Annotated in this window: 20 protein-coding genes; 6 read left to right on the forward strand and 14 right to left on the reverse strand. The window is 69.3% G+C overall.

Annotated elements, in window-relative coordinates:
- Positions 1–22: 22 nt before the first annotated feature.
- From bglX to LXT13_RS04300, 3 genes are all read left to right on the forward strand, one after another.
- Complete coding sequence (gene bglX, locus LXT13_RS04290) at positions 23–2,332, forward strand: beta-glucosidase BglX (RefSeq protein WP_233370381.1); 2,310 nt, start codon at positions 23–25, stop codon at positions 2,330–2,332.
- A 107-nt stretch (positions 2,333–2,439) separates the two neighbouring features.
- A complete protein-coding gene (locus tag LXT13_RS04295) occupies positions 2,440–4,167 on the forward strand; it encodes an ABC transporter permease (protein WP_233370382.1) in 1,728 nt (575 codons plus the stop codon).
- A gap of 10 nt (positions 4,168–4,177) precedes the next feature.
- Positions 4,178–5,473 carry an ABC transporter ATP-binding protein gene (locus tag LXT13_RS04300; protein WP_233370383.1) on the forward strand — a complete coding sequence of 432 codons (1,296 nt, stop codon included), beginning with the start codon at positions 4,178–4,180 and terminating at the stop codon, positions 5,471–5,473.
- Between the two features lie 10 nt (positions 5,474–5,483).
- Here the strand turns inward: LXT13_RS04300 and LXT13_RS04305 are convergent, their stop codons facing one another.
- From LXT13_RS04305 to LXT13_RS04355, 11 genes are all read right to left on the reverse strand, one after another.
- On the reverse strand, positions 5,484–5,879 hold the full coding sequence (locus LXT13_RS04305) for a VOC family protein (RefSeq protein ID WP_233370384.1): 396 nt from the start codon (positions 5,877–5,879) through the stop codon (positions 5,484–5,486).
- 95 nt (positions 5,880–5,974) lie between these two features.
- A complete protein-coding gene (locus LXT13_RS04310; RefSeq protein WP_233370385.1) occupies positions 5,975–6,469 on the reverse strand; it encodes a heme-binding protein in 495 nt (164 codons plus the stop codon).
- 96 nt (positions 6,470–6,565) lie between these two features.
- Positions 6,566–6,847, reverse strand: coding sequence for a hypothetical protein (locus LXT13_RS04315; protein WP_233370386.1), 282 nt, complete (start codon positions 6,845–6,847; stop codon positions 6,566–6,568).
- Positions 6,848–6,977: 130 nt separating this feature from the next.
- Positions 6,978–8,627: a long-chain-fatty-acid--CoA ligase gene (locus tag LXT13_RS04320; protein WP_233370387.1), complete on the reverse strand. Its 1,650-nt coding sequence runs from the start codon at positions 8,625–8,627 to the stop codon at positions 6,978–6,980.
- Positions 8,624–9,490 (reverse strand): DMT family transporter, encoded by an 867-nt coding sequence (locus LXT13_RS04325; RefSeq protein ID WP_233370388.1) that lies wholly within the window; start codon positions 9,488–9,490, stop codon positions 8,624–8,626. Before LXT13_RS04325 ends, LXT13_RS04320 begins: the two co-directional genes overlap by 4 nt.
- 10 nt (positions 9,491–9,500) lie before the next feature.
- On the reverse strand, positions 9,501–9,722 hold the full coding sequence (locus LXT13_RS04330; RefSeq protein WP_233370389.1) for a cysteine-rich CWC family protein: 222 nt from the start codon (positions 9,720–9,722) through the stop codon (positions 9,501–9,503).
- 40 nt (positions 9,723–9,762) lie between these two features.
- Positions 9,763–10,452 carry a hypothetical protein gene (locus LXT13_RS04335; RefSeq protein ID WP_233370390.1) on the reverse strand — a complete coding sequence of 230 codons (690 nt, stop codon included), beginning with the start codon at positions 10,450–10,452 and terminating at the stop codon, positions 9,763–9,765.
- A 77-nt stretch (positions 10,453–10,529) separates the two neighbouring features.
- The gene (locus LXT13_RS04340; protein ID WP_233370391.1) at positions 10,530–11,858 is read right to left on the reverse strand and encodes a DUF4397 domain-containing protein; all 1,329 of its coding nucleotides are present in this window, start codon (positions 11,856–11,858) and stop codon (positions 10,530–10,532) included.
- Between the two features lie 137 nt (positions 11,859–11,995).
- Entirely contained in the window at positions 11,996–13,726 is a 1,731-nt protein-coding gene (locus LXT13_RS04345) for a M14 family metallopeptidase (protein ID WP_233370392.1), read from the reverse strand.
- A gap of 45 nt (positions 13,727–13,771) precedes the next feature.
- Complete coding sequence (locus LXT13_RS04350) at positions 13,772–14,524, reverse strand: LytR/AlgR family response regulator transcription factor (protein ID WP_233370393.1); 753 nt, start codon at positions 14,522–14,524, stop codon at positions 13,772–13,774.
- Positions 14,512–15,579, reverse strand: a complete 1,068-nt coding sequence (locus LXT13_RS04355; protein ID WP_233370394.1) for a sensor histidine kinase — start codon at positions 15,577–15,579, stop codon at positions 14,512–14,514. The genes LXT13_RS04350 and LXT13_RS04355 overlap by 13 nt, the downstream gene beginning before the upstream one ends.
- Positions 15,580–15,697: 118 nt before the next feature.
- Here LXT13_RS04355 and LXT13_RS04360 point away from each other — a divergent pair, with 118 nt between their 5' ends.
- Genes LXT13_RS04360 through pcaF form a run of 3 tightly spaced genes read left to right on the forward strand, consistent with a single transcriptional unit; the run spans position 15,698 to position 19,127 of the window.
- A complete protein-coding gene (locus LXT13_RS04360) occupies positions 15,698–16,495 on the forward strand; it encodes an enoyl-CoA hydratase-related protein (protein ID WP_233370395.1) in 798 nt (265 codons plus the stop codon).
- Positions 16,492–17,928 (forward strand): 3-hydroxyacyl-CoA dehydrogenase, encoded by a 1,437-nt coding sequence (locus LXT13_RS04365; protein ID WP_233370396.1) that lies wholly within the window; start codon positions 16,492–16,494, stop codon positions 17,926–17,928. The genes LXT13_RS04360 and LXT13_RS04365 overlap by 4 nt, the downstream gene beginning before the upstream one ends.
- A complete protein-coding gene (gene pcaF / locus LXT13_RS04370) occupies positions 17,925–19,127 on the forward strand; it encodes a 3-oxoadipyl-CoA thiolase (RefSeq protein WP_233370397.1) in 1,203 nt (400 codons plus the stop codon). Before LXT13_RS04365 ends, pcaF begins: the two co-directional genes overlap by 4 nt.
- A gap of 62 nt (positions 19,128–19,189) precedes the next feature.
- Here the strand turns inward: pcaF and LXT13_RS04375 are convergent, their stop codons facing one another.
- The 3 genes from LXT13_RS04375 to LXT13_RS04385 form a co-directional block, all read right to left on the reverse strand.
- Positions 19,190–21,877 carry a TonB-dependent receptor gene (locus tag LXT13_RS04375; protein ID WP_233370398.1) on the reverse strand — a complete coding sequence of 896 codons (2,688 nt, stop codon included), beginning with the start codon at positions 21,875–21,877 and terminating at the stop codon, positions 19,190–19,192.
- Between the two features lie 182 nt (positions 21,878–22,059).
- A complete protein-coding gene (locus LXT13_RS04380) occupies positions 22,060–23,271 on the reverse strand; it encodes an NAD(P)/FAD-dependent oxidoreductase (protein WP_233370399.1) in 1,212 nt (403 codons plus the stop codon).
- An 87-nt stretch (positions 23,272–23,358) separates the two neighbouring features.
- Positions 23,359–26,325, reverse strand: coding sequence for a TonB-dependent receptor domain-containing protein (locus tag LXT13_RS04385; protein ID WP_233370400.1), 2,967 nt, complete (start codon positions 26,323–26,325; stop codon positions 23,359–23,361).
- Between the last annotated feature and the right edge of the window lie 29 nt (positions 26,326–26,354).

Genomic DNA, 26,354 nt, shown 5'->3' on the forward strand with positions numbered 1-26,354 from the left:
ACCCCACCACATTGGAGACTCCATGGCCGATTCGTTCGTTCCCTTCCCTCGCCGCCGCACCGTGCTGGCCGCCAGCGCCGCGCTGATCGGTGCCACGCTGGCCGGCAGCGCCGCGCCGGTTGCCGCCCAGGCCCGCGACGAGGTCGCCCGCAAGGTCGATGCGCTGCTCGCGAAGATGACGCTGGAGGAGAAGGTCGGCCAGCTGACGCAGCTCGGCAACGGCATCCCCGGCCCCAACAAGGAAACCACCGACGAGTTGATCCGCGCCGGCAAGGCCGGCTCGGTGCTGTGGACGGTCAACAGCGACGACATCGCGCGCATGCAGCGCGTCGCCGTCAAGGAAAGCCGGCTGGGCATCCCGCTGCTGTTCGGCTTCGACGTGATCCACGGCTACAAGAACGTCTTCCCCGTGCCGCTGGCGATGGCCGCGAGCTGGGACCCGGCGCTCGTGGAGAAGGCACAGGCCATCGCCGCGCGCGAGTCCCGCGTGGCGGGCATCAACTGGACCTTCGCGCCGATGGTGGACATCGCGCGCGACGCCCGCTGGGGCCGCATCGTCGAAGGCGCGGGCGAAGACCCGGTGCTGGGTGCGGCGATGGCCCGCGCGCAGGTGCGCGGCTTCCAGGGCGTGCAGCCCGGCGGGGCGGACCGCGTGCTGACCAGCGTCAAGCACTTCGCCGGCTACGGCGCGGCCGACGGCGGGCGGGACTACGACTCGTCCTATGTGCCCGAGGTGCTGATGCAGAACCTCTACTTCCCGCCGTTCCAGGCGGCGGTGTCGGCCGGCGCGGGCACGGTCATGTCGGCCTACATGACGCTGAACGACGTGCCGGCCTCGGGCAACCGCTGGCTGTTGCGCGACGTGCTGCGCCAGCAGATGGGCTTCAAGGGATTCGTCATCAGCGACGCGTTCGCCGTCGAGTCCCTCATCAAGCATGGCTATGCGGCCGACACGTCCGACGCCGCCGCGCGTGGGCTGACGGCCGGCGTCAACATGGACATGGCCAGCAACACCTACATGAAGGCGCTGCCGGCCCTCGTGAAGCAGGGCAAGGTGCCGATGCGCGTCGTGGACGACGCGGTGCGCGAGGTGCTGGGCGTGAAGTTCCGCATGGGCCTGTTCGAGCAGCCCTATGGCGGCGACGCTGCGCAGCGCGACGCGGTGTGGAACGACCGCGCCGCCCGCGCCGCCACGCGCGAGGCCGCGCAGCGCTCCATCGTGCTGCTGCGCAACGAAGCCAAGGCACTGCCGCTGGCCGCGGGCGTCAAGCGCATCGCCGTCATCGGGCCGCTGGCCGATGCCGCCGAGGACATCAAGGGCTCGTGGACCGTGGAAGGCAGTGCCAAGGCGGTGTCGGTGCTCGAAGGCATCCGCGCGCGCTGGCCGCAGGCGGAGGTGACCCACGCCGCCGGTGGCGACATGCAGCGCCTGTACCCACTGCCGTGGGACGCAGCTGAAGGCAAGCCCGCACCCAAGCGCATGACCGACGCCGAGATGCAGGCCGAGCAGGCGCGTGCCGTGTCGGTGGCCCAGCAGGCGGACACCGTCGTGCTGGTGCTGGGCGAGCGGGCCAACATGAGCGGCGAGGCCGCGTCCACCGCGTCGCTGGCTCTGCAGGGCAACCAGCAGGCGCTGCTGGAGGCGGTCGTCGCCACCGGCAAGCCGGTCGTGCTGGTGCTGCTGAGCGGTCGGCCGCTGGACATCAGCTGGGCCGCTACGCGCGTGCCGGCCATCGTGCAGGCCTGGTTTCCGGGCACCGAGGGTGGTCATGCGGTCGCTGACGTGCTCAGCGGCGCCGTCAACCCGGGTGGCAAGCTCCCGGTGACGTGGCCGCGCAGCACCGGCCATGTGCCGGCCTTCTACAACCACAACCTCACGCACGACAATGACACCGGCCCTCACTTCACGTCGCGCTACGCCACCAGCGCGACGTCCACGCCGCTGTATCCGTTCGGCCATGGCCTGAGCTACACGAGCTTCGCCTACGCGGACCTGAAGCTCGACCGCACGACGGCCAAGGCCGGCGACCCGGTGCGCGTGACCGTCACCGTGCGCAACACCGGCGCGGTGGCGGGCGACGAGGTCGTGCAGCTCTACGTTCACCAGCGTGCCGGCAGCGCGGCGCGGCCACAGCGCGAGCTCAAGGGCTTTCAGCGTGTGAGCCTTGCGCCAGGCGCGCAGCAGCAGGTCAGCTTTACGCTGGGTCGTGACGAGCTGAAGTTCTGGAGCCCGGTCACGCGCGCCTTCGGTGTGGAGCCCAGCGGCTTCGACGTGTGGGTGGGCGGCGACTCGACGGCTACGCTGCACGCCGAGTTCACGCTGACACGCTGACCCACCACGGCGGCGGCGGCCCGGCGTGGCCGGGCGGCGGCTGCGCGCAAGGCAGCCGACAGGCCCGTCATGGCCCGGACGTGCCGGCCCTTTAAGCTGCCGGGCCCATGGCTGACCGTCGCTTCTTTCCCCGCCCCGCCGTCGAGGCCAGCTTCAACCGCTGGGACTGGGCGCTGCTGCCGCTCGTGCTGGCGGTGCTCATCTTGCTGGCCGTGGCGGCCGGGCAGATGGCCAAGCCCTTCCACCTCGGCGAGCCTCTGCCGCTGAGCCTCGATCCGGCGCACCTGCCCTACTACCTGCTGCGCACGACGCTGCGCATGTTCATCGCGCTGGCGGCGTCGGTCGTGTTCGCCTGCGTGTTCGCGGTGCTGGCGGCCAAGGTGCGCGCGGCCGAGAAGGTGCTGGTACCGCTGCTGGACATCCTGCAGTCCATCCCCATCCTGGGCTTCCAGGCGATCGCGGTGGCGCCGTTCATCGCGCTGTTCCCGGGCAACCTGTTCGGCGTGGAGCTGGCGGCGCTGTTCGCCATCTTCACGAGCCAGGCCTGGAACATGGCCTTCAGCCTCTACCAGTCGCTGCGCACGGTGCCGACCGAGCTGCAGGAGGCTGCGCGCATCTTCCAGCTGTCGGGCTGGCAGCGCTTCTGGCGGCTGGAGCTGCCGTTCGCGATGCCCGGGCTGCTGTGGAACATGATGATGAGCATGTCCGGTGGCTGGTTCTTCGTCGTGGCGTCCGAGGCCATCTCCGTGGCCGGTCAGGACATCAAGCTGCCGGGCGTGGGCTCCTACATCGCCGTGGCCATCCAGGCGCGCGACATGGCCGCCATCGGCTGGGCCATCCTCGGCATGCTGATCGGCATCGTGCTGTACGACCAGCTGTTCTTCCGCCCGCTGCTGGCCTGGGCGGACCGCTTCCGCTTCGAGGAGGGGGGCAGCGAGTATGCGCCGCAGTCCTGGCTGCTGACCTGGCTGCGCCGCACCGAGCTGCTCAGCAAGCTCGGCGAATGGCCGGGCCGCTGGATCACGGCCAGTTTCGCCACCTTCAGGAAGCGCTACGACGGACGCTCCATCCGGGCCAAGCCTCAGCCGCCCAACCCGCTGTGGGGCCGCGTGTGGGACGCGCTGATCGCCGCGCTGGTGCTGTTCGCCATCTGGCGGCTGGTGCGCTTCATCCACACCGAGGTCGGCTGGGGCGAGGCGGCGCATGTCTTCCAGCTGGGCCTCTACACGCTGGCCCGTGTGCTGGTGCTGATCGCCGTGGCTTCGCTGATCTGGGTGCCCATCGGCGTGTGGATCGGCCTGAACCCGCGCATCGCCGGCCGCGTGCAGGCCGTGGCGCAGTTCCTGGCGGCCTTCCCGTCCAACCTCGTGTTCCCGGTGGCGGTGCTGGCCATCGTCAAGTTCCGGCTCAACCCCGACATCTGGCTGTCGCCGCTCATCATCCTGGGCACGCAGTGGTATCTGCTGTTCAACGTCGTGGCCGGCGCGTCCACCATCCCGAGCGAGCTGCGCCTGGCCGCCCAGAACCTGGGCCTGAAGGGCTGGCTGGCCTGGAAGCGCTACCTGCTGCCGGCCATCTTCCCGAGCTTCGTGACTGGCGCCATCACGGCCAGCGGCGGCTCGTGGAACGCCAGCATCGTGGCCGAATACGTGACCTGGGGCGACACGCAGCTGCAGGCCGCGGGCCTGGGTAGTTACATCCAGCAGATGACGACGGCGGGCGACTTCCCGCGCATCGCGCTGGGCATCGGAGTCATGTGCGTGTTCGTCATGGCGCTGAACCACTGGTTGTGGCGGCGGCTGTACCGCATCGCCGAAGACCGCATGCATTTCTGAAGGAGGCCGCGTGACTGCCTTGATCGATTTGAAGGGTGTCGCCAAGGGCTTCAAGTCCGCCGATGGCAGCCTGCGCAGCGTGCTGGAGGACGTGGACTTCACGCTCGCGCAGGGCGAGATCGTCGCGTTGCTGGGCCAGTCGGGCTCGGGCAAGAGCACGCTGCTGCGCATCATGGCGGGGCTGATCCCGGCCGACGCGGGCGACGTGCACTACCGCGGCCAGCCGCTGTTCGGTCCGGCGCAGGGCATCTCGATGGTGTTCCAGAGCTTCGCGCTGTTCCCGTGGCTGACTGTGCAGCAGAACGTCGAGCTGGGCCTGGAGGCCGCCGGCGTCGGCGAGGCCGAGCGCGCCGCGCGGGCGGCGGCGGCTATCGAGCTGATCGGCCTGTCGGGCTTCGAGGGCGCGCTGCCGCGCGAGTTGTCGGGCGGCATGCGCCAGCGCGTGGGCCTGGCGCGCGCGCTGGTCATGCAGCCGGCCGTGCTGCTGATGGACGAGGCGTTCTCGGCGCTGGACGTGCTGACCGGCGAGCGGCTGCGCAACGAGATCCTGGAGCTGTGGGACGGCGGCCAGATGCCGACGCAGGCGATGCTGGTCGTCTCGCACAACATCGAGGAGGCCGTCATGATGGCCGACCGCGTGCTGATCTTCGCGAGCAATCCGGGCCGCGTGCGGGCCGAGCTGCCGATCACGCTGCCACGCCCGCGCCGCGCCGACAGCCCCGAAGTGCGGCTGCTCATCGACGAGGTCTACCGGCTGATGACCAGCGCCACGCCCGCCGCCGGCATGGCCGAGGAGCCGGCCAAGCCCCATCTGTCCGACCGCCTGCCCGAGGCCGACGTGGGCCGCATGGAAAGCCTGCTGGAGCTGCTGGCCGACGAGCAGTTCAAGGGCCGTGCCGACCTGCCGCAGCTGGTCGAGGAAAGCGAGCTAACCGACGAGGAAGTGCTGCCGTTGGCCGATGCGCTGAACCGGCTGGGCCTCGCCCAGCTCAGCGGTGGCGACCTCTTGATGACGCCGCTGGGCCACAAGTACGTGGACGGCAGCCACGATTTCCGCCGCCAAGTTTTCGGCCAGCAGCTGCTGGAGCATGTGCCACTGGCGGCGTTCATCCGCCACAGCCTGGAGCAGGAGGTCGACGGCGAGCTGAAGGAAGAGCCCTTCTTGAAGCTGCTGCAGGACAGCATGGAGGCGGGCGACGCCGAGCGCGTGTTGCGCGTGGCCATCGAATGGGCGCGTTATGGCGAGGTGTTCGAGTACGACTACCACACAGGTCTCATCCACCTCCCCGAGGCGGACGAGGACTGACCGCCCGTGCCTACGGTTGGCGGGCGTAGCTCACCGTCAACGCTTCCCACGCGTGGCCGTCGGGCTCGCGCCAGTAGACGATGCGGCCGCCCATCGACGTGTTGATGCGGTGGTCGTCCGGCCCGATGGGCGAGCTGCGCCAGGCGATGCCCAGCGCCTGCAGTCGCGCCATCAGCGCATCGAACGCGGCGTCGTCCATGCGGAACGCGTAGTGCTGCAGTGGCACCGGCGCGTCGGGCGCGACCTCGTCGAAGTCGATCGTCAGCGTGTCGGACACGTAGACCGCGCTGAACGGCCCCAGCGCCGCCTGGGCCGACCAGGGCACGCCGAGGATGGCGGCCAGCCGTTGCGCAGCGGCGCGGCGGTCACGGGCGGGGATCAGCAGATGGTCGATGGCGATGGTCATGGCGTCTCAGCCTTTCAGGCGCGGGCGCATCGGGCGACGTGCGCAGGTGATGTCTTGATGTCCACTCGGAGGGCAGCCGCGCGGCGGGGCATGGCTCAGGCCGCGCGGACTTGCAGCCACTGCTGCAGCCCGAGCACCGCCAGCGCATGGTCTTCCCAGCCGTGCAGGCCCGACACGATCAACGTGCCCACGCGGCCCTGGCCGCGCACCACCAGCGGCACGGCGCCGCCTTCGGCGCGAAATCGCTGGGGGTCCAGCCCGGTCTCGGTATTGAAATCCACATCGCGTTCCAGGTGCTCCAGCCGTACGCGGAAGGAGCTGCGGCCGAAGCTGCGCACGACGTTCTTTTTCATCGCGATCCAGTCGGCATTGCCCGCGTTCGTGCCGTCCATGAAATAGACGAACAGCGGGTGCTCGTCGGTCTCCAGCTGCAGCGCGATGGGCCGGCCGGGTACGGCCTGCTCGGCCAGCGCGATGATGGCCAGGCCGATGGACAGTGCGTCGGGCGCGGTCAGGCGGTCCAGGACGAGGGCCGCCTCCTGGGCCGCGCAGGCGGCGGCGGTGGCGGGAGCATGCGCGGTCAGGTCCATGGGCGGCTCGACGATGTGGCGGTGCCAGTCATCTTAGAGGGGGGCGCTTGCGCACCGCGCGCATGCCGCTCGACGGCGCCTTTTGCCGCGGCCTGCTCAACGCGGCAGCAGATGGGCGATGCCCGCGCGGGCGTATACCGCGCGCACCGGCTCGGTCACGGGATGGTCGGCGTCGGGCTCGGTCGTGCGCACGAGGCCGCCGCGGGCGACGATCTGCCGCAGCTCGAAGGCGCGGGCGTCCTGCTCGGCATGGGCGCTCGACGGGTCGGCGAATGCGTCGAACAGCGGGAAGTTGTTGGCCCACCATGGCGCCGGGTACCAGGTCCCGTCCACGGCCTGGAGCCAGAACCTCGGCTTGAATGCTGTCGCTACCGCCATCTGCGTCTCCCTATGCTGCTGGCCCATTGTGGTCAGCGGCCTTTCGCCCGGGCGGTGAAAACTGCGGAGTGGTCCGCGTGAAGAACACCGCGCCTCACCCCTCGAATCGGGCGTTGCGCCGTCCCCGCGGCTAGACGTGCTGCAACTCCCGCCACAGCACCTTGCCCGCGCCGCTCTTGGGCAGCCGGTCGGCGAACTCGATGAGAGCCGGCACCTTGTAGGCCGCCATCTGGCCGCGGCACCAGTCGCGCAGCTCGGCAGCCGTGAGCGTCTCGTGGCCCGCGCGCCTGACGACGACGGCCTTCACCGTCTCGCCGCGGTAGACGTCGGCTGCGGCCACGACGCAGGCTTCGGCGATGCCGGGGTGGGCGTGCATCAGCGTCTCCACCTCGGCCGGCCAGACCTTGTAGCCGCTGGCATTGATCATGCGTTTGAGGCGGTCGGTCATGAAGAAGTAGCCGTCGGCGTCGACCCAGCCGATGTCGCCGGTGCGCAGGAAGCGCTGGCCGTCCAGGTCGATGAAGGCCTCCGCCGTGGCTTCGGGCTGGCGCCAGTAGCCGTCGAACACCATGGGGCCGTGGACGACGATCTCGCCCGGCTGGCCGGCGGGCAGCGGCTGTCGCGTGTCCGCGTCGATGACGCGCGCGTCGCAGCCGACGTATGGGATGCCCAGGCATTGCGGCTTGGACGCGTGCGGCGGGTTGGCGTGGCTCGGTGCGGCCGTCTCGGTCATGCCGTAGCCCTCCAGGTAGCGCAGGCCCCAGCGGGCCTGCAGGCGCTCGGCCACGGCGCGCGGCATGGCCGCGCCGCCGCCGCCGATGTAGCGCAGGCAGCCGAGGTCGAAGCGGTCCGCATCGGGGCTGGCGAGCAGGTCGATGACCATCGTCGGCACGTTGGTCCAGCGCGTGACGCGGTGTCGCGCGATCAGGCCCGCGGCGACCTCGCGCTGCCAGCGCGGCATAAGCACGAGGGCGGCGCCGGCCTGCAACGCGGTGTGCATGACGCTGACCATGCCGCTGATGTGGAACATCGGGATGGCGGCGAGCACCACGTCGTCGGGCCGCAGCTGGCCCCACGCGACGCCGGCGTGCACGTTGTGCTGCAGGCTGCGGTGGCGATGCATGCAGCCCTTGGGGTGGCCGGTGGTGCCGCTGGTGTAGGCCAGCAGCGCCAGGTCGTCGACGCCTGTCGACGCGGCGGGGGCGCCGCCGGTGCAGCACAGCGCCGTGGACCATCGGGTGGCGCCGGCGGGCAGTGGGCTGTCGTCACGCAGCCAGTCGGCCCATGCGGCGGGCAGGTCCGGGTCGCTCGGCGGCGCGTGCGGCAGGGCGTCGGCCGGGCGCGTGACAAGCAGGTTCTCGGCCGGCACGCCGGCCGCCAGCCAGCCGGCGGCGAGGTCGCTGCTGGTGATGGCCAGCGCCGCTCCGCTGTCCTGCGCGACATGGCGCAGCTCGGCGGCCCGCAGCATCGGGTTGACCGGCACGACGACGGCGCCCGCTCTGAAGATGGCGTACTGAGCGACGACGAGCTGCGGGCAGTTCTGCAGGCCCACTAGCACGCGGTCGCCGCGGCGCATGCCGCGTTGCGACAGCCAGGCGGCCAGGCGGGCCACCTGCGCCTGCAGCTCGGCATAGGTCAGCGTGTGGCCCAGGAAGACGAGCGCGGGCCGCTTCGCGAAGCGGCCTGCGCTGGCCTCGAGATTGGCGGACAGCGGCGTGGCCGGCGGCTCGATGGTGTGCGGCACACCGGCCGGCCAGAAGCGGTGATGCGGGTGGGTCATCGCGGCGCGGTCTTGCCGACGACGAGGTAGACGCCCAGCAGCGTCACCGCCATGCCGGCGATCGCCTGTGTGCCCAGCGTCTCGCCAAACAGCAACCAGGCCATCAGCGCGGTGACGGAGGGCACCAGGTACATCGTGCTGGACACGGCCGTGACGCGGCCATGGCGCAGCATGTAGAACATCAGGCTGATGCCGCCGGCGGTCAGCACCAGCACGCTCCAGGCCATGGCGATGGCGACCGACGGGTTCCATTCGATGCGCATCGGCTCCAGCAGTGCCGCCAGCGGCAGCGTGGCCGCGAGCGCCGCGGCGAACTGCACAACCTGGCCGGTGCGCAGGTCGAACTGCGGAACGAAGCGCTTCTGGTACAGCGTGCCGCCGGTGATGGCCAGCAGCGCCATCGCGCACAGGCCCAGCGGTGGGCCGAAGCTGGCGCCCAGCGTCAGCTTGTGCCAGATGACGAGCACCACGCCGGCCAGGCCCAGCGCCACGCCGGCCCATTGCCGCCGTGACACCCGCTCGCCGATCAGCGGCGCCATCGCCGCCACCAGTACCGGTTGCAGGTTGACGATGAGCGCCGCCGTGCCGGCCGGCAGGCCCTGGCGGATGGACACCCAGACGCCGCCCAGGTAGAGGGCCTGGATGCCCAGACCGGCCACGGCCAGATGGGCCATCTGCCGAGGTGACGGCCAGCGCGCGCGCGCCGCCAGCGCGAGGCCGAGCATCAGTGCGACGACGCCGGCATAGCGCCAGCACAGGAAGGTCAGCGGGTCGGCGTACGGCGCGGCCAGCTTGGCCACGATGTAGCCGGTGGCCCAGATGAAGATGAACAGCGGCGGCGCGAGACGGTCGAGGGCGGACATGAGGCCGGCATCATGCCTTGTCGGCATCGGCCACCGGCGGCCGCGCTGGCCTGGCGCCCAGCTCGTGAAGGCAGCGCAGGCACAGGCAGTGGCCGGCATAGCGTGTGGCCAGTTCGGCGCGCAGCGCCGGCGTCAGCTGCAGGCCGAAGCAGGCGCAGTGGCCGGCGCTGGCGCCGCACTCGAAGCCGTTGCCGCAGCGCGGGCAGCGGGCGGGTTGCTGATGGCCGTTCATGAGGTCCTCCGGCCGCTGGGGCGCGCGGCGCGCCAGCGGGTCAAAGGGGTGATTGTGGGTCGTCGTCCAGCGGCACCAGGGGCGTGGCTCGGGCCAGCGCCATCCAGGTGGCGAAGTCCGGCTTGCATGCTCGCCGCGGAGCCGGCCGCGCCAGCTCCAGGTGGCTGGCGTGGCCGAGCAGCACGCCGTACTCCAGCGGGATCTCCTGCGGCTCGGCGATGCCGGCACGGATGACGAACCAGCACTGGCCGCACAGTGCGCGGTAGGCGGCCGACTTGGCCGGCCGGCGCAGCTCGCCCAGCAGGTCGGCGCGGCTGACCTTGATCTCGTGGATGGCGGGTTCCAGGTAGTCCTCGACCGTGCTGTGCCGCAGCGAATAGACGTCCGGCATCGCCTGCACCCATTGCGTGCCGCCGTCGTCGCCCGGCAGGCCAGCGCGCAGTGTGAGGCCGCGCCATGCGATGCGGCCGGCGCGCTGCATCTCGGTGGCCACGCGCTCGACGAGCGTCTCGTGGGCGTCGCGGGCGGCACGGTTGCGGGTCAGCGAGTCGGCGATCAGCGCGACGCCGGCGTCCGTCACGCGCAGGCGCTCGCGGCCGCCCGGCTCGGCCAGCCGCTCCACCCAGCCGGCGGCCAGCAGTTCGATCTCCACGAGATCCTGGCAGGGCCAGCCGGCGCTGCGCCAGAGCTGGCGCAGCCGCTGCAGGTGGACGCGGGTCGGCACGGGCATGGCGGCATTGTCGGCCGCACAAAGCAAAAGCCCCCGGCCGTTGGGCGCGGGGGCTTCCAGGTGCGAGGCGCCGTGGCTTACGGGCGTTCGCGCTTGGGCAGGGCGGTCATGCCCGGCACCGGCGAGTTGGTCGTCGCGGTGGTCGCGGTGTTGGGCACCGCGAAGAACGTCCAGACGCTGCCGGTCGGCAGGGCCAGTGTGGAGTTCGTGTAGATGGACAGCGCCTGGGTCGGGATGGTCATGTCCACCTGCGTGCTGGCCGACGAACCGGTCGTGTTGGACGGGGCCGCCGTGCCCGCTGCGACGTTGGACGCGATGGCGCCGAAGCCGACGTTCAGGCCGACACCCGACGTGGACAGCGCGTTGACGACGCGGATCTTCACGTCCGCCGTGCCGGCGGCGCCGGTGGGCAGGCGGTTGTCGTCATCCAGCGGCGCCAGCTTGGGCGAGGCCGGGTCGCCCCAGACCAGCATCGTGTAGTCGTGGCCGGCGGTCAGCGTAGGCGCGGGGAAGGTCTTGTCGACGCCATTGACCTGGACGGTCAGCGTGCTGGCACCCGACGACGTCGTCACGTAGTCGCTGATCAGCGGGCTGATGGCGCCGGAGAACATCGACTGGTTGTTGATCGACGAGGTCACCGTGCCGCCATTGGCCAGCGCCGCGACGGTACGCACGCGGGCCTGCGAGTTCGGGAAGTTCTTGACGGCGCCCTTCTGCACGAAGGTGACGCCGTTGACCAGCACGCCGCCGTCGGAGGCGGTCAGGATCAGCGTGTTCACGCTGGTCGAGTCCAGCGTGACGGCCGGGATGTTCAGCCGCAGGTCAGTGCGCCGGCCGTAACCCGTCACGCAGATACGGAACGTGCCGGAATTGACGACGATGTAGCCGCTGTTGGTGCCACCGCTGAGGTTGGACGTCAGCGGGGTTTCGGTGGCCAGCGAGCAGTCGGCGGCCGTCGTCAGGTAGGCGTCCAGCGCGCCGGCATCGGGCGCGAGGTTGTAGATCAGCAGCTTGGCCTTGTTGGCGTCCGCGGCATCGACGTTCTCTTCCAGCAGGCGCGAGCTGATCGCACCGGCGAAGCCGAACGTGATGATGGTGTAGTTATTGCCGCCGGTGAGGTTGGGCGACAGCGCCGAGATGCTGGTGCCCGTGTCGCTGGTCTGCACGCGGATCGTGGGCGCGTTGGTGTCCACGCTCGAGTAATCGCTCGCCGCGGCGTAGCCGACCTTGGAGCCGACCGTCTTGTCGTTGGCCGTCAGATCCAGCTGGGGGTAGGAGCGCGTGGCGTTGATCAGGCGCACCTGCGCGCTGCTGCTGCTGCCGCTGCCGCCGCAGGCGGTCAGCAGGGCCGTGGCCGACAAGCTCAGCGTCAAGGCCAGTCGGGTGGCCCAGGGGGTGAATCGCATCGAGAACTCTCCGAAAAAACCAAACCGCCGGGCCGAATCCCAAGAACGCGGACTCGCGATTAGAACCCAACCCGGCACCACCGGGATTTCCGCCTTCTGGCGGCCGGTGAAGAACTGTTGCTGTGGGGTGGCGTGCGTCAGTCCAGCACGACCTCCGTGCGCACGACGCCGGCGCGCTCGGCGCTGGCCGACAGCGCCAAGCGCGTGCCCACCGGCGCGCGCACGACCCACTCGGCCACGGCGCGGTCGCCGGTGGGCTGCTTGCTGGGCAGGAAGGCGAGCTGGCTCTGCTGCGGTCGGTGGCCTTCCAGCTGCGGGCCTTCCATCCGCTCCTTGCCGCTGACGAGGCTGATCGTCGGGTCGCCGCTGGGCATGTGAATCTCGAACATGACGCCGCGCACCGTCTTGCGCTCCAGCGCGCGCTGCGTCACGTAGGCTGGCAGGTAGCCGCTGTTGGCCACGGCCAGCCGCACGCGCCACATGTCGGGACCGAGGGCGCGCACCTCGGTGCGGATGAGCTCCAGCTGAGGCAGGCTCATGGCGACCTGCGTCACCCATGCCGGGAAGCGCGCGGCCTCGCGCTCGCGCAGCTGCGGCGGCGGGTTGCGCCAGAAGTTCATCTTGTCCCAACCGCCGATCTCGACCGCGCCCAGCTGCGGATGCTGGAATGGTGTCCAGTCGACATACGCCTGGCCATCGCAGTGCTCGTCGCTCCACTTCAACAGCTTGAGATCGTCCGCCACCGGGTGCTCGCGGTACCAGTCGATCCAGTTGCCGCTGTCGTCCACGCCGGCCTCGCGCTTGGGCGACCACAGCTCGACGACCCAGAACAGCGCGCCGAGGTGCTCGTAGACCCAGTCCTGCGTGCCGCTGATGATGTCCTTGGGCGTGTAGCGGAAGTCCTCGTAGATGCTGATGGCCGGGTAGCCGGTGTGCTTCTCGCCGAGGGCCGAGAACTGCTGGAACAGCCACAGGTCCTCGGGCGCCATCTCCTTGTCCGGCCGGCTGCCGCAGGGCCGCAGGATGACGCCGCTATAGGTGTGGAAGCTGATCGCGGCGCCGATGTTCGGATGGCTGGTGATGAAGTCCACCATCGCGCGCACCTCCGGCTCGCTGGTCGGGTAGGGGCCGGCGCCGAGCTGCTGGAACTCCGCCCGCCACTCTGCCGGGAAGTTGCGGTTCAGGTCGAGCCCCTCGCGGTCGGCGTTGAGCTTGACGGTCAGGCCATCGTGGTTCTTGATGAAGCCTTCGGGAATGAGGCGGTAGTACTCGCCGCCGAACTCGCCGGGATCGCGCGGCACCATGAGCCGCGGGTCGCCGGCGTGCTTCTTGTAGCTGCCGTGCGGGTCGGGCACGCGCATCGTCAGGATGCGGCCGTCACCGTCCACGTCCTCCATCGTCAGGCCGTCCACCGGTTCCTCGGTGTAGGGGTAGGGCCGCGTCGAGCTGCGGATGTGGCGGGGCCGCTCGGCCAGCGCCAGCTCCGCGCCGTCGGGGTTCAGCCGCGGCACGATGTACAACGTGCGCGAGTCCAGCAGGCGGTTGACCTGCGCCGCTTCCGGCGTGCTGCCGCCATGCAGCGTCATCAGCTGGTGCAGGTAGTACAGGCAGGTCGTGGAGGCCGTCAGCTCGGCGGCGTGGATGTTGCCGTCAATCCACACGGCCGGCTTGTCGATGTCCATGCCGCTGGCCAGGTTCGTCACGACGACGACCCAGATGTCGCGACCCTCGTAGCTCTTGCCGATAGAGCGCACCGACACGAGGTTGGGGCGGGCCTCGGCGTAGGCGAACAGCAGGTTGCTGAGCTCGTCGTAACGGTAGAAGTGGTCGAAGCGGGGGCTGGGCAGTGGTGGCATGGTCGTTGTCATGGGTTCCTCGTGCGGCCCGGACTTTGCCCCAGCTTCGTGTCGGCGTCACTGACCTTTGAACAGCCCCTGGAACTGCCGCGACACCGGCAGCCGTTCGTCGCGCCCGCGCAGCGTGACGACCATCGTGCCCTCGTCGACGCGGATGGCGCGTGTGATGCAGCGACTGTTGACGAGCACGCTGCGGTGGATCTGCCAGAACTGATCCGGGTCCAGCTGGGTCAGCAGCTCGCGCAGCGGCGTGCGGATGAGCGCATCCCCGCCCTGGTGGACGACGCGGGTGTAGCGCTGGTCGGCCTCGAAGTAGACGATCTCCTCGGGCGGGATCAGGTGCACCTCGCGGCCGACGCTGGCCTGGATGGGGCGCGGCGCCGGCTTCGGCGTGGCCAGGCCCGCCAGCAGCCGTTGAAGCGCCTGCGTGTCGGGCTGCGCGATGCGCTGGCGCAGCCGGGCGAGGGTCTGCACCAGCCGCTCGTCGTCCACCGGCTTGAGCACGTAGTCCACCGCTCCGGCGTCGAAGGCGGCCAGCGCATGGTCGTCGTACGCGGTGACGAAAACGATGAGCGGCGGCGCGGCCAGCGCCGACAGTCGGCGGGCCACCTCCAGGCCGGTCATGCCCGGCATGCGGATGTCGAGGAAGGCGATGGCCGGCTCGTGCGCCAGGCAGTCGTCCCACGCCTCGGCGCCGTTGCTGCTGGCGGCCACGAGGCGCAGCTCGGGCCACAGCCGGGCCAGCGCGGCGCGCAGCTGTTCGCGCGGGGCTTCTTCGTCATCGGCGATCAGGGCGGTCAGGTCGGGCATGGCAGCGTGAGTGTGGCGAGGCAACCGGGGTGGGCATCGGCGAGGTCCAGCGTGGCGCCGGGGCTGGCCTGCATCAGGCGGCGGCAGGTGTTGGACAGGCCCACGCCCTGCGTCCAGCCGGGCGCGAGGCCGGGGCCGTCGTCGCGCACGCTGACCACCAAGTGCGCACCTTCGTGCCGGGCGGCCACGTCGATGCGGCCGCCGCGCAGCTGCGGCTCGATGCCGTGGGCGATGGCGTTCTCAACCAGCGTCAGCACGACGCCCGGTGGCAGCGGGGCCTGGACGTCGCGTGGCACGTCGATGGCGAAGGTCAGCCGCGCACCGAGCCGCGCCTGCATGACGGCGAGGTAGCGCCGGACCATTTCGATCTCGTCGGCCAGCGGCTGCAGCTCGCGCTCGAACATCGGCAGCGTCGCGCGCAAATAGGCCGTGAAGTCGCGCAGCAGCGGCGCGGCGCGGGCGTCGCCGGTGTCCACCCAATGCTGCAGCGAGGCCAGCGTGTTGAACAGGAAGTGCGGCTGGATCTGCGCGGCGGCCAGGCGCGTGGACAGCTTCAGCGCGGCGTCCTGCTCGGCCAGCTCGCGCAGCCGGCCTTCGATCTGCTGCACGCGGAAGACGGTCAGCATCCACCAGGCGCTCAGCGCGCCCGTCAGCACAGCGATCGCGGTCACGTTCTCGCGCAGCACCCATTCGCGGTAGCCGTTTTTGATGAGCCAGATGCCGGCCAGCATCAGCGCCGTCGCCACGCCATAGCAGTACAGGTTGAGCCGGCGCCGCGTGGGCCGGCGCCACAGCGACCGCGCGATGGCCAGCGCGCCGACGGCCAGCGCACACCACAGCGCCCACCAGGCAAGGCCCACCTGCCAGGCCAGTTCGCCGGGCGGCGACCACAGCATCAGCGGCGCCAGGATCAGCAAGTTCACGGCCACGTAGCTGTCCACCGCCACCGGCCACGGCTGCATGCCGGCGCGGGCCATCTCGTCCGGCGTGAAGACGCGCAGCGGTCCCGGGTAGAACCAGTTGCGGCATTGCAGGCGAGCGATCAGCGACGACATGGCGCGGAGTCTAGAAGCCAGGGCGCACCACCTTCGCCGTGGCGCGGCGAATGGCCGGTCGGGCGACATGAATGGTTGTTTATCGACCGATCGGTCGGGAAAATGCAGAATGGCGGCCATGCCCTCCTGGACCGCTCTTCAACTGCAGCGCCGCGACGATGGCGTGGCCGTGTTGACGATGAACCGGCCGGCCGTGTTCAACGCCTTCGACGAGACGCTGATCGCCGAGCTGGACGACGCCTTCACGCGGCTGTCCGATAACGCCGACGTTCGCGTCATCATGCTGTCGGGCGCGGGCCGGCATTTCAGCGCCGGAGCGGACCTGCAGTGGATGCAGCGCGCCGCGGCAGCGTCGGCCGAGGACAACCTCGCCGACGCGCGCCGCTTTGCCGCAATGCTGTCGCGCATTGCCGACTGCCCCAAGCCTACTGTGGCGCGCGTGCAGGGTGCGGCGCTGGGCGGTGGCGCCGGGCTGGTGGCCGCCTGCGACATGGCCGTTGCCAGCGACGCCGCGACGTTCGCGGCCAGCGAGGCGCGCATGGGCATCCTGCCGGCGGTCATCGGGCCGCATCTGATCAACGCCATCGGCCTGCGCGAGGCCCGACGCCTGGCGCTGACGGCGGCGCGCATCGGCGCCGACGAGGCGCTGCGCCTGGGCCTCGTGCAGCGCGTCGTGCCTGCCGAGGGGCTGGATGCCGCGGTGGACGCGGTCCTCGCCGAACTGCTGGCCGGCGGCCCGCAGGCGCAGGCCGAGATCAAGCAGCTCTACGCGCGGCTCGCGCCCGGCCCCGTGACGGCCGACGAGCGCGAACTGACGGCGCAGACGATTGCCCGCGTGCGCGCCACGCCCGAGGCGCGCGAAGGCTTCGCGGCCTTCCTCACCAAACGCCCACCCGACTGGAGGCCTCCCGAATGACGCTCGATCCCGCCCGCCTCCTCGTCGTCGGTGCCGGCCTGATGGGTGCTGGCATTGCCCAGGTCGCCGCCCAAGCCGGCCATGACGTGCTGCTGTTCGACGCCCGTGCCGGCGCGGCGCAAGCGGCCCATGCGCAACTGGCGCAGTCGCTTCACGGCCTGGCCGCCAAGGGCAAGCTGACGACCGAGGTTGCCGCGGCGACGCTGTCGCGCATCAGACCTGTGGCGGCGTTGCAGCCGGCCGACCTCGTCATCGAGGCCATCGTCGAGGATGCCGACGCCAAGCGTGCGCTGTTCGCCGAGCTGGAAGCGCTGTTGCCGCCCGAGGCCGTCATCGCCACGAACACCTCGTCCATTTCGGTGACTGCGCTGGCGCGCGGCCTGCGCCATCCCGAGCGGCTGGTAGGACTGCACTTCTTCAACCCGGTGCCGGTCATGAAGCTCGTGGAGGTGGTGTGGGGCCTGGCCACGTCGCCCGACGTGGCGCACGCCGTGACCGACCTCGCCAGCCGCTGGGGCAAGACGGCCGTGCATGCGCGCTCGACGCCAGGCTTCATCGTCAACCGCATCGCGCGGCCGTTCTATGCCGAGGCGCTGGCGCTGCTGCAGGACCATGCGGCCATGCCGGAGGTCATCGACGCCTGCCTGCGGGCGGCGGGCTTCCGCATGGGGCCTTGCGAGCTGATGGACCTGATCGGCCATGACACCAACCTCGCGGTGACGAAGTCGGTCTTCGAGGCCAATTTCTACGACCGGCGCTTCACGCCGTCCCTCGTTCAGCAGGAGCTGGTGGATGCGGGCTATTTGGGGCGCAAGAGCGGGCGTGGCTTCTACCGCTACCCCGACGGCGCGCCGACGCTGCCCACGGGCCACGTCGTGCCGCCGCGGACCGCGCAGGTGGTCGTGCATGGCCGGGGGGCGCTGGCCGAGCGCTTTGCTGCCAACATCCCCGAGGCCGTGCGCGAGCTGGACAGCGACTGGGTGGGCCTGAGCGGGCGCGGCTGGGAGCTGCGGCAGACGGATGGCCGCTGCGCGCGGGAGTTCGAGTCGGACTTCGGCCCACGCGTCGCGGTGTTCGACCTGCCGCTGGCGCCCGTCGGCGACATCGCCTACGCGGGCGATGGCGAGGCGGCGCAGTGGCTGCGGCGGCTGGGTCTGGTGCCGCGCGAGATGGTGGACCGGCCGGGGCTGATCGTCGCGAGGACCATCGCGATGCTGATCAACGAGGCGCACGATGCCGTGCAGCAAGGCGTCTGCAGCGAAGAGGGCGCCGACCTGGCAATGAAGCTTGGCGTCAACTACCCGGCCGGTCCGTTCGAGTGGCTGGCGTTCTGGGGTGCTGGCCCGGTCGTGCAGCTGCTGGACCGGCTCGATGCCTATTACCGCGGCGAGCGCTACCGCGTCAGCCCCTACCTGCGACACACGCTGACATGACCGACGCCTTCATCTGCGACGCCGTGCGCACGCCCTTCGGCCGCTATGGCGGTGCGCTGTCGTCCATTCGCACCGATGACCTCGCGGCGCTGCCGCTGCAGGCATTGATGGCCCGCCATGCCGGCGTCGACTGGGCGGCCGTTGACGACGTGATCTACGGCTGCGCGAACCAGGCCGGCGAGGACAACCGCAACGTCGCGCGCATGGCCGCGCTGCTTGCCGGCTTGCCCGTCGACGTGCCGGGCGTGACGGTCAACCGACTGTGCGGTTCGGGCCTCGATGCCGTCGGCACGTCTGCGCGGGCGATCCGTGCGGGCGAGGCAGGGCTGCTGATCGCCGGCGGCGTGGAAAGCATGAGCCGCGCCCCCTTCGTTATGCCCAAGGCCGACATCGCGTTCAGCCGCGCAAATGCCGTCTACGACACGACGATCGGCTGGCGCTTCGTGAACCCGCGCATGCAGGCCGGCCATGGCGTCGATTCGATGCCCGAGACAGCGGAGAACGTCGCCCGCGAGTTCGGCATCGGGCGCGGCGCGCAGGACCGCTTCGCGCTCGCCTCGCAGGCCAAGGCGCTCGCAGCGCAGCGGCGCGGCTTCTTTGCGCGCGAGATCGTGCCGGTGGACGTGCTCCAGAAGAAGGGCGAGCTGCTGCGTGTGGCGCTGGACGAGCATCCGCGCGAAACCAGCCTCGAATCGCTGGCCAGGCTCAAGGGCGTCGTGACCCCCGACGGCACGGTGACGGCTGGCAATGCCAGCGGCGTCAACGACGGCGCCTGCGCGCTGCTGCTGGCGAGCGAGTCGGCCGCCGCGCGTCACGGCTTGACGCCGCGGGCCCGCGTGGTGGGCATGTCGACGGCCGGCGTGGCGCCGCGGTTGATGGGAATGGGTCCGGCGCCGGCCATGCGCAAGGTGCTGGCGCTGACGGGGCTGACGCTGGCGCAGATGGACGTCATCGAGCTGAACGAGGCTTTCGCCGCGCAGGGCCTGGCCGTGCTGCGTGACCTGGGCCTGCCGGACGACGACGCCCGCGTGAACCCGAATGGCGGCGCTATCGCGCTGGGCCATCCGCTCGGCGCCAGCGGCGCGCGGCTCGTGACGACGGCCCTCCATCAGCTCGAAGCGACGGGCGGTCGCTACGCGCTGTGCACGATGTGCATCGGCGTGGGCCAGGGCATCGCGCTGATCGTCGAGCGGGTGTGACGCGCACAAAAATGCGGGAGGGTCGCCCCTCCCGCTTTGCAGCGCCTGTGCAGGCGTGGCGATCAGTAGTTGTAGGTCGCCCGCAGGTAGTAGGTGCGGCCCGTGGCGTCCGCGTAGCGCGAGTCCCAGCCGCCGGCCTGGAACAGGTCGGACTGGTTGGTGTACGGCGGATCGCGGTCGAACAGGTTGCGCACGCCCAGCACCAGCGACATCGCCTTCACCGGTGACCAGCTGCCGTACACGTCGGTCGTCGTGTAGGAGGCCACGCGCAGGTTGTCGGTGGGGTCGAAGTCGTAGTAGCCAGACTTGTGGTGCACAGACACGCCAGCGCCCCAGTTGGCGTTGCTCCAGGTGCCGGTCAGGTTGTGCTGCCAGCGGAACACCGGGCCGGACTCGCCGTAGGTGCCTGCGGCGTTGACCCAGTAGCCGTCCTTGAAGTCCTGGAATTCGTACTTGCCGACGTAGGTGCTGTTCAGCGCCAGGTTGAAGGCACCGTAGGCCGAGCGCACACGGTACTCGGCGTTCAGGTCCACGCCGCTGGTGCGCGTCTTGCCGAGGTTCAGCAGCGTCTGGTCGACATAGCCGCAGCCCGAGCCGGGGCAGTTGGAGACGACCGACAGCGTGTTGTTCGACGCGAAGTGGAAGTACTGCTGCAGCGCCGGGTAGTCCGCATAGTGCGTGAACAACGCGAACTGCGGGATGGAACCAATGGTCTGCCGCAGGTTGATCCACCACAGGTCGGCGCTCATCGACAGCGCGGCCGTGGGCTGGAAGGCCACGCCCAGCGACGCGCTGCGCGACTTCTCTGGCATCAGCGCGGCGTTGCCGCTGTTGAGCACCTGGAACTGCGCGCTGCACTGCGAGCCGGTCTTGCCGTCGGGGCACAGCACCGGGTTGGCGTAGTCGCCCGCGGTGTTGGTGTAGGCCGGCGTGCCGTACAGCTCGTACAGCGTCGGCGCGCGGAAGCCGGTGGACGCCGAGCCGCGGAACAGCCATTCCTTAACGGGCTGGTAGCGGAAGCTGACCTTCGGATTGGTGCTGCTGCCGAAGTCGCTGTATTTGTCGTAGCGCAGAGAGGCCGTCACGTCCAGGCCCTTCAGCACCGGCATGGCCAGCTCGGCGTAGAAGGCGCTAACGTTGCGCGAGCCTTCGGCCAGCGAGTTCGGGTCCACGCCGGTCGACACGACGACCTTGGCGGCGAGGTCCTTGTCGGCCGCGGAGATGAACTTCTCGTGGCGGTACTCCACGCCCAGTGCGAGCTGCGTCTGGCGGCCGGCGCCGAACCAGTCGCCCACCTCACGGCTGGCGTGCGCGTTGAGGTCGGTGATGGTGCCCGTGGCGTGCTGCAGGCGGCCGACGATGGCGGCGTCCGCCAGCAGCTTGTTGCCGGCGTCGCTCTGCGCGCCGAAGGGGTTGATGACGCCTTCGAGCAGGCCCTCGCCGATCATGTCGCCGTCACCGTAGCCGCTGGTGAGGAACTGGCCGACGTTGTTGCGGTTGTGACCCAGCGCGACCGCGTAGTCCCAGCCGGCGGCCGAGCCATCGGCCGTCAGCAGCAGGCGGTTCTGGTCGTTGCGGTTCATCTGGCCGCGCAGGCCGTTCGGGAAGTCGCGCCACATCACATAGGCGAAGCCGGGTTGCACGTTGACCGGGTTCGGGAAAGCGGCGGTCGGCGCGAACGCAGGATTGCCGACCGTCTTGTCGGTGGGGTCGCTGTCCGCCGGGTTGAACGTCGGGTTTAGGTTGGGGTTGTTGGGGAAGTAAGCCGTGCCCGGGTTCAGCAAGTAGCCACCATAGGGCACCGGGGCGATCATCGTCGTCACGCGGTTACGCGCGATGAAGAACTCGGCGCCGAGCGTCAGGTTCTCGTTCACCGCCAGCGTGCCCTTGATCATGCCGGAGGCGGTTTCCGTCTTGGGACTGAAGTCCACGAACGCCGGCGTGACGATGCGGCACTCGCCGTTCACGTTGACGACCTGCGTGCCCGAGCAGGCGGGCAGCGTCGGGTTGTAGTAGGTGGCGAAGTCCTGCGTGTAGTTGGCCGGGTCGGTGCTGTAGGACAAGCCGCCCACCACGCGCTGGTTGAAGTTGCGCTGCGTGCCGCTGATCGAGTCCTGCTTGCGGTAGCTGGCCACGCCGAAGACGTTGAAGCCCTGCGAGGCGAGGTCGCCCCAGCCGAAGCCGACGTTGGCGCTGCGGCTCTTGCCGCCGGCGTGCTCAGGCGAATCGACGCCCACCGTGGCCGTCGCGCCGGTGTAGTTGTTCTTCGTGATGAAGTTGATGACGCCGCCGATGGCGTCCGTGCCGTACAGCGACGATGCGCTGTCGCGCAGCACTTCCACGCGGTCGATGGCCGCGAACGGGATCATGTTGAGGTCGGGCGCCGAGCCGTCGACCGCGTTGTTGGCGATGCGCTGGCCGTTGAGCAGCACCAGCGTCTTGTCGAAGCCGATGCCGCGCAGGTCGGCGAAGGACGCGCCGCCGGACGAGGAGCCGATGGACTGCGCCGTGTTGTTGGACGCCTGTACGGCCGACAGGTTCGACATGATCTGCTCGACCGACGTGATGCCGGACTTCTTCATGTCTTCCATCTTGACGACGGTGACCGGCACTGCCGTCTCGGCATCGAGCCGCTTGATAGCCGAACCGGTGATCTCGATGCGCTCGAGTTGTTGCTGTGCGAAAGACGGGATCACCGCCGACGCCAGCCCGGCCATCACGGCGAGGCTGATCGCATTGCGCTTGAACATGTAACGCTCTCCAAACTGAATCTACTGCTGGCCTGTCACGACGCGGGCCGCGTTGAGTCGATCCGTCGTGGCAGGGGCAGTCAGTGTGCGAGTCTGGGTGCGTCGGAATGGGGCGCTTTACGAACAGTTGCCGGCGCTGTGGCGCCGATGGCGCGTTTCAGGTCATTTCGCCGAACCGATTTTCATTCCAGAAACAATCGGGACAAGCCCTTGAGGCTGACGAGATTGCCCGGGTTGCTTGTCTCGTTGAGCACTCCGCTCATGCGCTTCAGAAGCCGGGGGCTCTTCTTGGCGCGCCAGATCAGCAGGTCGGCCAGCCACGGATGGGCGTTGACGCGGTTGGCCCGCTCGTAGAGGTCGAACTTCGGCTTGAGCGCCAGCAGCGACGCCTCATAACGGGCGCGCGCAGCCGCGTCGTCCTCGCGATGCGCGAGCAGCGCATCCGCTGCGAGCATGCCGGTCTCCATCGCCTTGCCGATGCCTTCGCCGGTGAATGAATAGGTGCTGCCGGCGGCCTCGCCGGTCACGAGCAGGCCCGGCCGCGTCCACCTCGCGCCGGTCAGCGTACAGCGCAGCGGCGCGCCCTTCAGGTCGCCCACCAACTCGCCGACGCGCATCAGCTCGGCCGCCGGCTCGTACTTGGCGACGAAGGCATCGAAGATGGCGCGCAGGTTGACGTCCTTCTTGCGGCCCTTGCCGCCGCCGAGGTCCCTGTGCGAGTCGGTCACGCCGACGCCGATGTTGAAGTGACCGTCGGGCGCCGGAAAGATCCAGCCGTAGCCCGGTCGCACGGCCTTGTCCCAGACGACTTCCAGCGCCGTGATCTTGCCGACCAACTTGGGCGCCTTGACGTAGCCGCGCAGCGCCACGCCGCTGGGCGTGTGGCGCTCGCACATGCCGGCGGCCGTCAGTGCCTTGGGAACTGCGCCGGTGGCCAGCACCACCCAGCGGGCCCGCACATCGGCGACGTCGTCGCCGCGCTTGAGCCGCGCGCCGACGACGCGGCCGTCCTCCTCCAGCGGCGCCTCGAAGCGCGCCTGCTCGAAGCGCGCGCCGCCATCCCGCGCTGCCTGCAGCAGCAGCGCATCGAGCTCCTTGCGCGGGAGCACGGCCAGTGTTCCCGGCACGTCGATACGCCCGCCGCGCGGTCCGATGCAGCCCACGTGCGACACCGGTTGCGCACGGCGCATGACCTCGTCCAGCAGGCCCAGCCGCGCCAGCGCCTTGTGCGCATCGGGGATGAGGCCGTCCCCGCAGATCTTGTCCCGGCCGGGCGGGTGCTGGTCGACGAGCAGAACGTCCAGGCCGGCCTGCGCCAGGATGCGCGCGCAGGCGCTGCCGGCGGGGCCGGCACCGATGATGAGGACGTCGTGGGGCGAAGCGGGTGCGGTCATGGCGTGAATGGGAAGCGGCGCGCATTGTCACCGCGCCCATGAAAAAGGCCCGCCGGAGCGGGCCTTCAAGGCGCGGGAGCGTCAAGCTTAGAAGCTGTAGCGCGCGCCGACGTAGTAGCGACGGCCGATGGCGTCGTAGGTGCCGGCGTCGGTCTCGGCGCCGGTGACGTTGGCCGGCAGGCCGGAGATGATCGGAGGCGCCTTGGTGTTGAACAGGTTGTTCACGCCGACGTAGAACTGCGCCTTGCCCCACTTGTAGCTGCCTTGCAGATCGAAGTAGGTCTTGGACGAGACCTTGCCTTGCTCCTTACGGGCGGGTTGACACTTGCCGGCGTCGTCCGTGTTGCAGAGCTGGTTCATGAACTGGTCATCGAGGTACGACGTGCCGATAAAGGTCGTCGTCGTGTCAATCGACCAGGGACCCGAGCTGTAGCCGAGGTTGAGCATCCAGCGATTGCGGGAATTGCCAACTTCGTTGAGCGAGGTGTCGCGGCTTGCGTCGTCGTCCGTCGGCTGGTTCCACGCGTCAAGCAGGTAGGTATAGCTCAGTCGGCTGGACAGCGTGCCGGGACCGACGCGCTCGGCGTACGCCGCCGTCAGGTCAATACCCTTGGCCTTCTGGCCACCGCTGTTGACCGGACCTTGATTGATGTACTCCAGCGAGCCGGCGCTGTAGGCGCCCTGCACCCCGGTCCGGCGCGTGATGAACGAGCAGAACAGGGGGTTGTTCTGCTTGAAGCACTGGTCCAGCGTGTATTGGCGGCCCGGCAGGTTGATGGCGCTGGCGATCTTGATGTCGTAGTAGTCGGCCGTGAAACTGAAGTTCTTCAGCAGCGCGATGCTCTTGGGCGTGATGACGAAGCCGACGGTAAGCGAGCGACCCTTCTCGGCCTTGAGGTTGGGGTTGCCGCTGTCGAAGCCGCTCACGCCTTGGACGTCCGCCTGACCGAGCGTGAACTTGCCGTTGTTGGCCGCCATGTTGGCGACGACGCCCGGGTAGCTCTTGCAAGCGATACCAAGCGCCGAGGTGTCTGTGGACAGCACGTTCTGGCACGGGTCCTGGAGACCCGTTGGGAATGTCTGCGAGGCGCCTTGATAGAGGTCGGCCACGTTTGGCGCGCGAGTGGATTGCGCCAGCGTGGCGCGCGTACGGAACGTGGAGTTCACAGCCCAGTCCAGGCCGAGGTTCCAGCTGTTCGTTCCCCCGACGCTGGAGTAGTCGCCATGACGGTAGGCCACGGTGCCGTCCAGACTCTTCACCAGTGGCAGGTTCACGAGCAGCGGGATCTTGGTCTCAACGAACAGTTCGCGAACCGTATAGCGGCCGGCCGTGTTGGCCAGCGCATTGCCGCCGTTCAAGCCCGATTGCGTCAGTGCATCGAATTCGGTCGAAGAGCCTTCTTGGCGCCACTCGTAGCCGGCCGCAATGCCAATCGGCCCTGCCGGCAGGTTGAACGCTTCACCCGACACCGAGGCGCCGGCCATCTTCTGCGTGACGCTGGTGTTCAACGAACCGGGTGCACTGATGTACTTCGAGGCCGCGGCGCTCAGCGTGTTGGCCCCGAAGATGTTCGCGGGCACGCAGCCCTGCTTTCGCGCATTGGCATCCACGCACATCGGCACGCCGAAAGCATCGGGGATGACCTGCAGCGCGTTGTAGAGATTGTTGACGTTGACTTGGCCTGTGCTTGTCTGGCCTTCGCGGGTAAAGCCATACCCGACATACGTCTCGTACGACCAGGACTTAGCCAGATCACCCTTGACGCCGCCGACGACACGGAAGGTGTCCCGATTGGCCGACGAGGTGCGGTCGGCCACATCGGACATCCGCCGGGTGAAGTTGTAGTCCCTCAAGCCATCGCCACCCGTCCCGTCTTTGTTCGTACGGTCGGTCATCAGCGCCAACAATGCCGCAGGAATCAGCGGGTTAGCAATCTTGACACCATTGACCAAGGTCTCTGCCGGAATGTGAACGAGCCCATTGCCCGGTGTGACCTGCACATCGGAATCCAGCGGGAAGGGCTCGAGGTGCGTGAAGGTCTTCGTGTTGGCGTACGTGCCTTCGAAGAAGACGCTGTGCGATTCGTTGAGCTGGTAATCGCCCTTGGTCGCCATCAGCACGCGGGTGGTCGGGATGGCGATCGTGCGAACGGACGAGCGGTTGTAGCCGGTCGCGCCGACGCCGTCACCGGCGGGGCCGTTCGTGGAGAACGGGATCAGGTTGCCGTTGGCGTCGAAGGTGCGGTTGGTCGCGGTGCCTGCAGCGTTCGTGAAGAAAAATCGGCCCTGAGGTGCGAAGCTGGAGTAGAACGGCCTCTGAATGGCAAAGATATCCGAGGCTTCGCCGGTGACGCCCGCACCGACCGAGAACTGGTCCACCGCCGACGCATCGCGATCGCGCGAGTACACGGCGCCCTGCTTGCTCACGGCAAAGTGCGCCATGACGTTGCCCTTGCCGCCCGCGGCGTTCGTGCCGAACGTGGCGGAGAACTTCTTCAGCGTGTCGTCGCTCTTCCAGCTCTGACCCCACGAAGCGTCAAGGTTCACGCCTTCGAAGTTGCGCTTCAGGATGATGTTCACCACGCCCGCCACGGCGTCGGAGCCGTAGGTCGACGATGCGCCTCCAGTCATCACCTCCACGCGTTCAATGAAGTCGGTGGGAATGGTGTTCAGGTCGACGGCCATTGAGCCGGGTACGCCGGAGACATAACGGCGGCCGTTCACCAGGACGAGCGTTCGATCCACGCCCAGGTTGCGCAGATTGATGGTGGAGACGCCGGCGCTCGAAGTCGAGAAATTGGAGTTCGTGCGACTGATCGTCGGCGTGCCGAATGTTGGGTTTTTCTGCAGCAAGTCCTGCAGGTTGGTAGCACCCGAGGCCTGGATGTCCGCCGCAGTCAGCACCTGGATCGGCGCGGGCGACTCCGCGTTCGGGGACAGGATGCGGCTGCCGGTGACCTCGACCCGCTCGAGTTGTTGCTGGGCCAGGGCTGGGACGGCGACAACGGCCAGGTAAGCCAGCGTCGCCGCGCTCATCTTGTTGAGTTTGAACATTAAGGACTCCATAGAGATCGATCACTGCC

The organism is Pelomonas cellulosilytica (assembly GCF_021353265.1).
Classification (GTDB): Bacteria; Pseudomonadota; Gammaproteobacteria; order Burkholderiales; family Burkholderiaceae_C; genus Pelomonas; species Pelomonas cellulosilytica.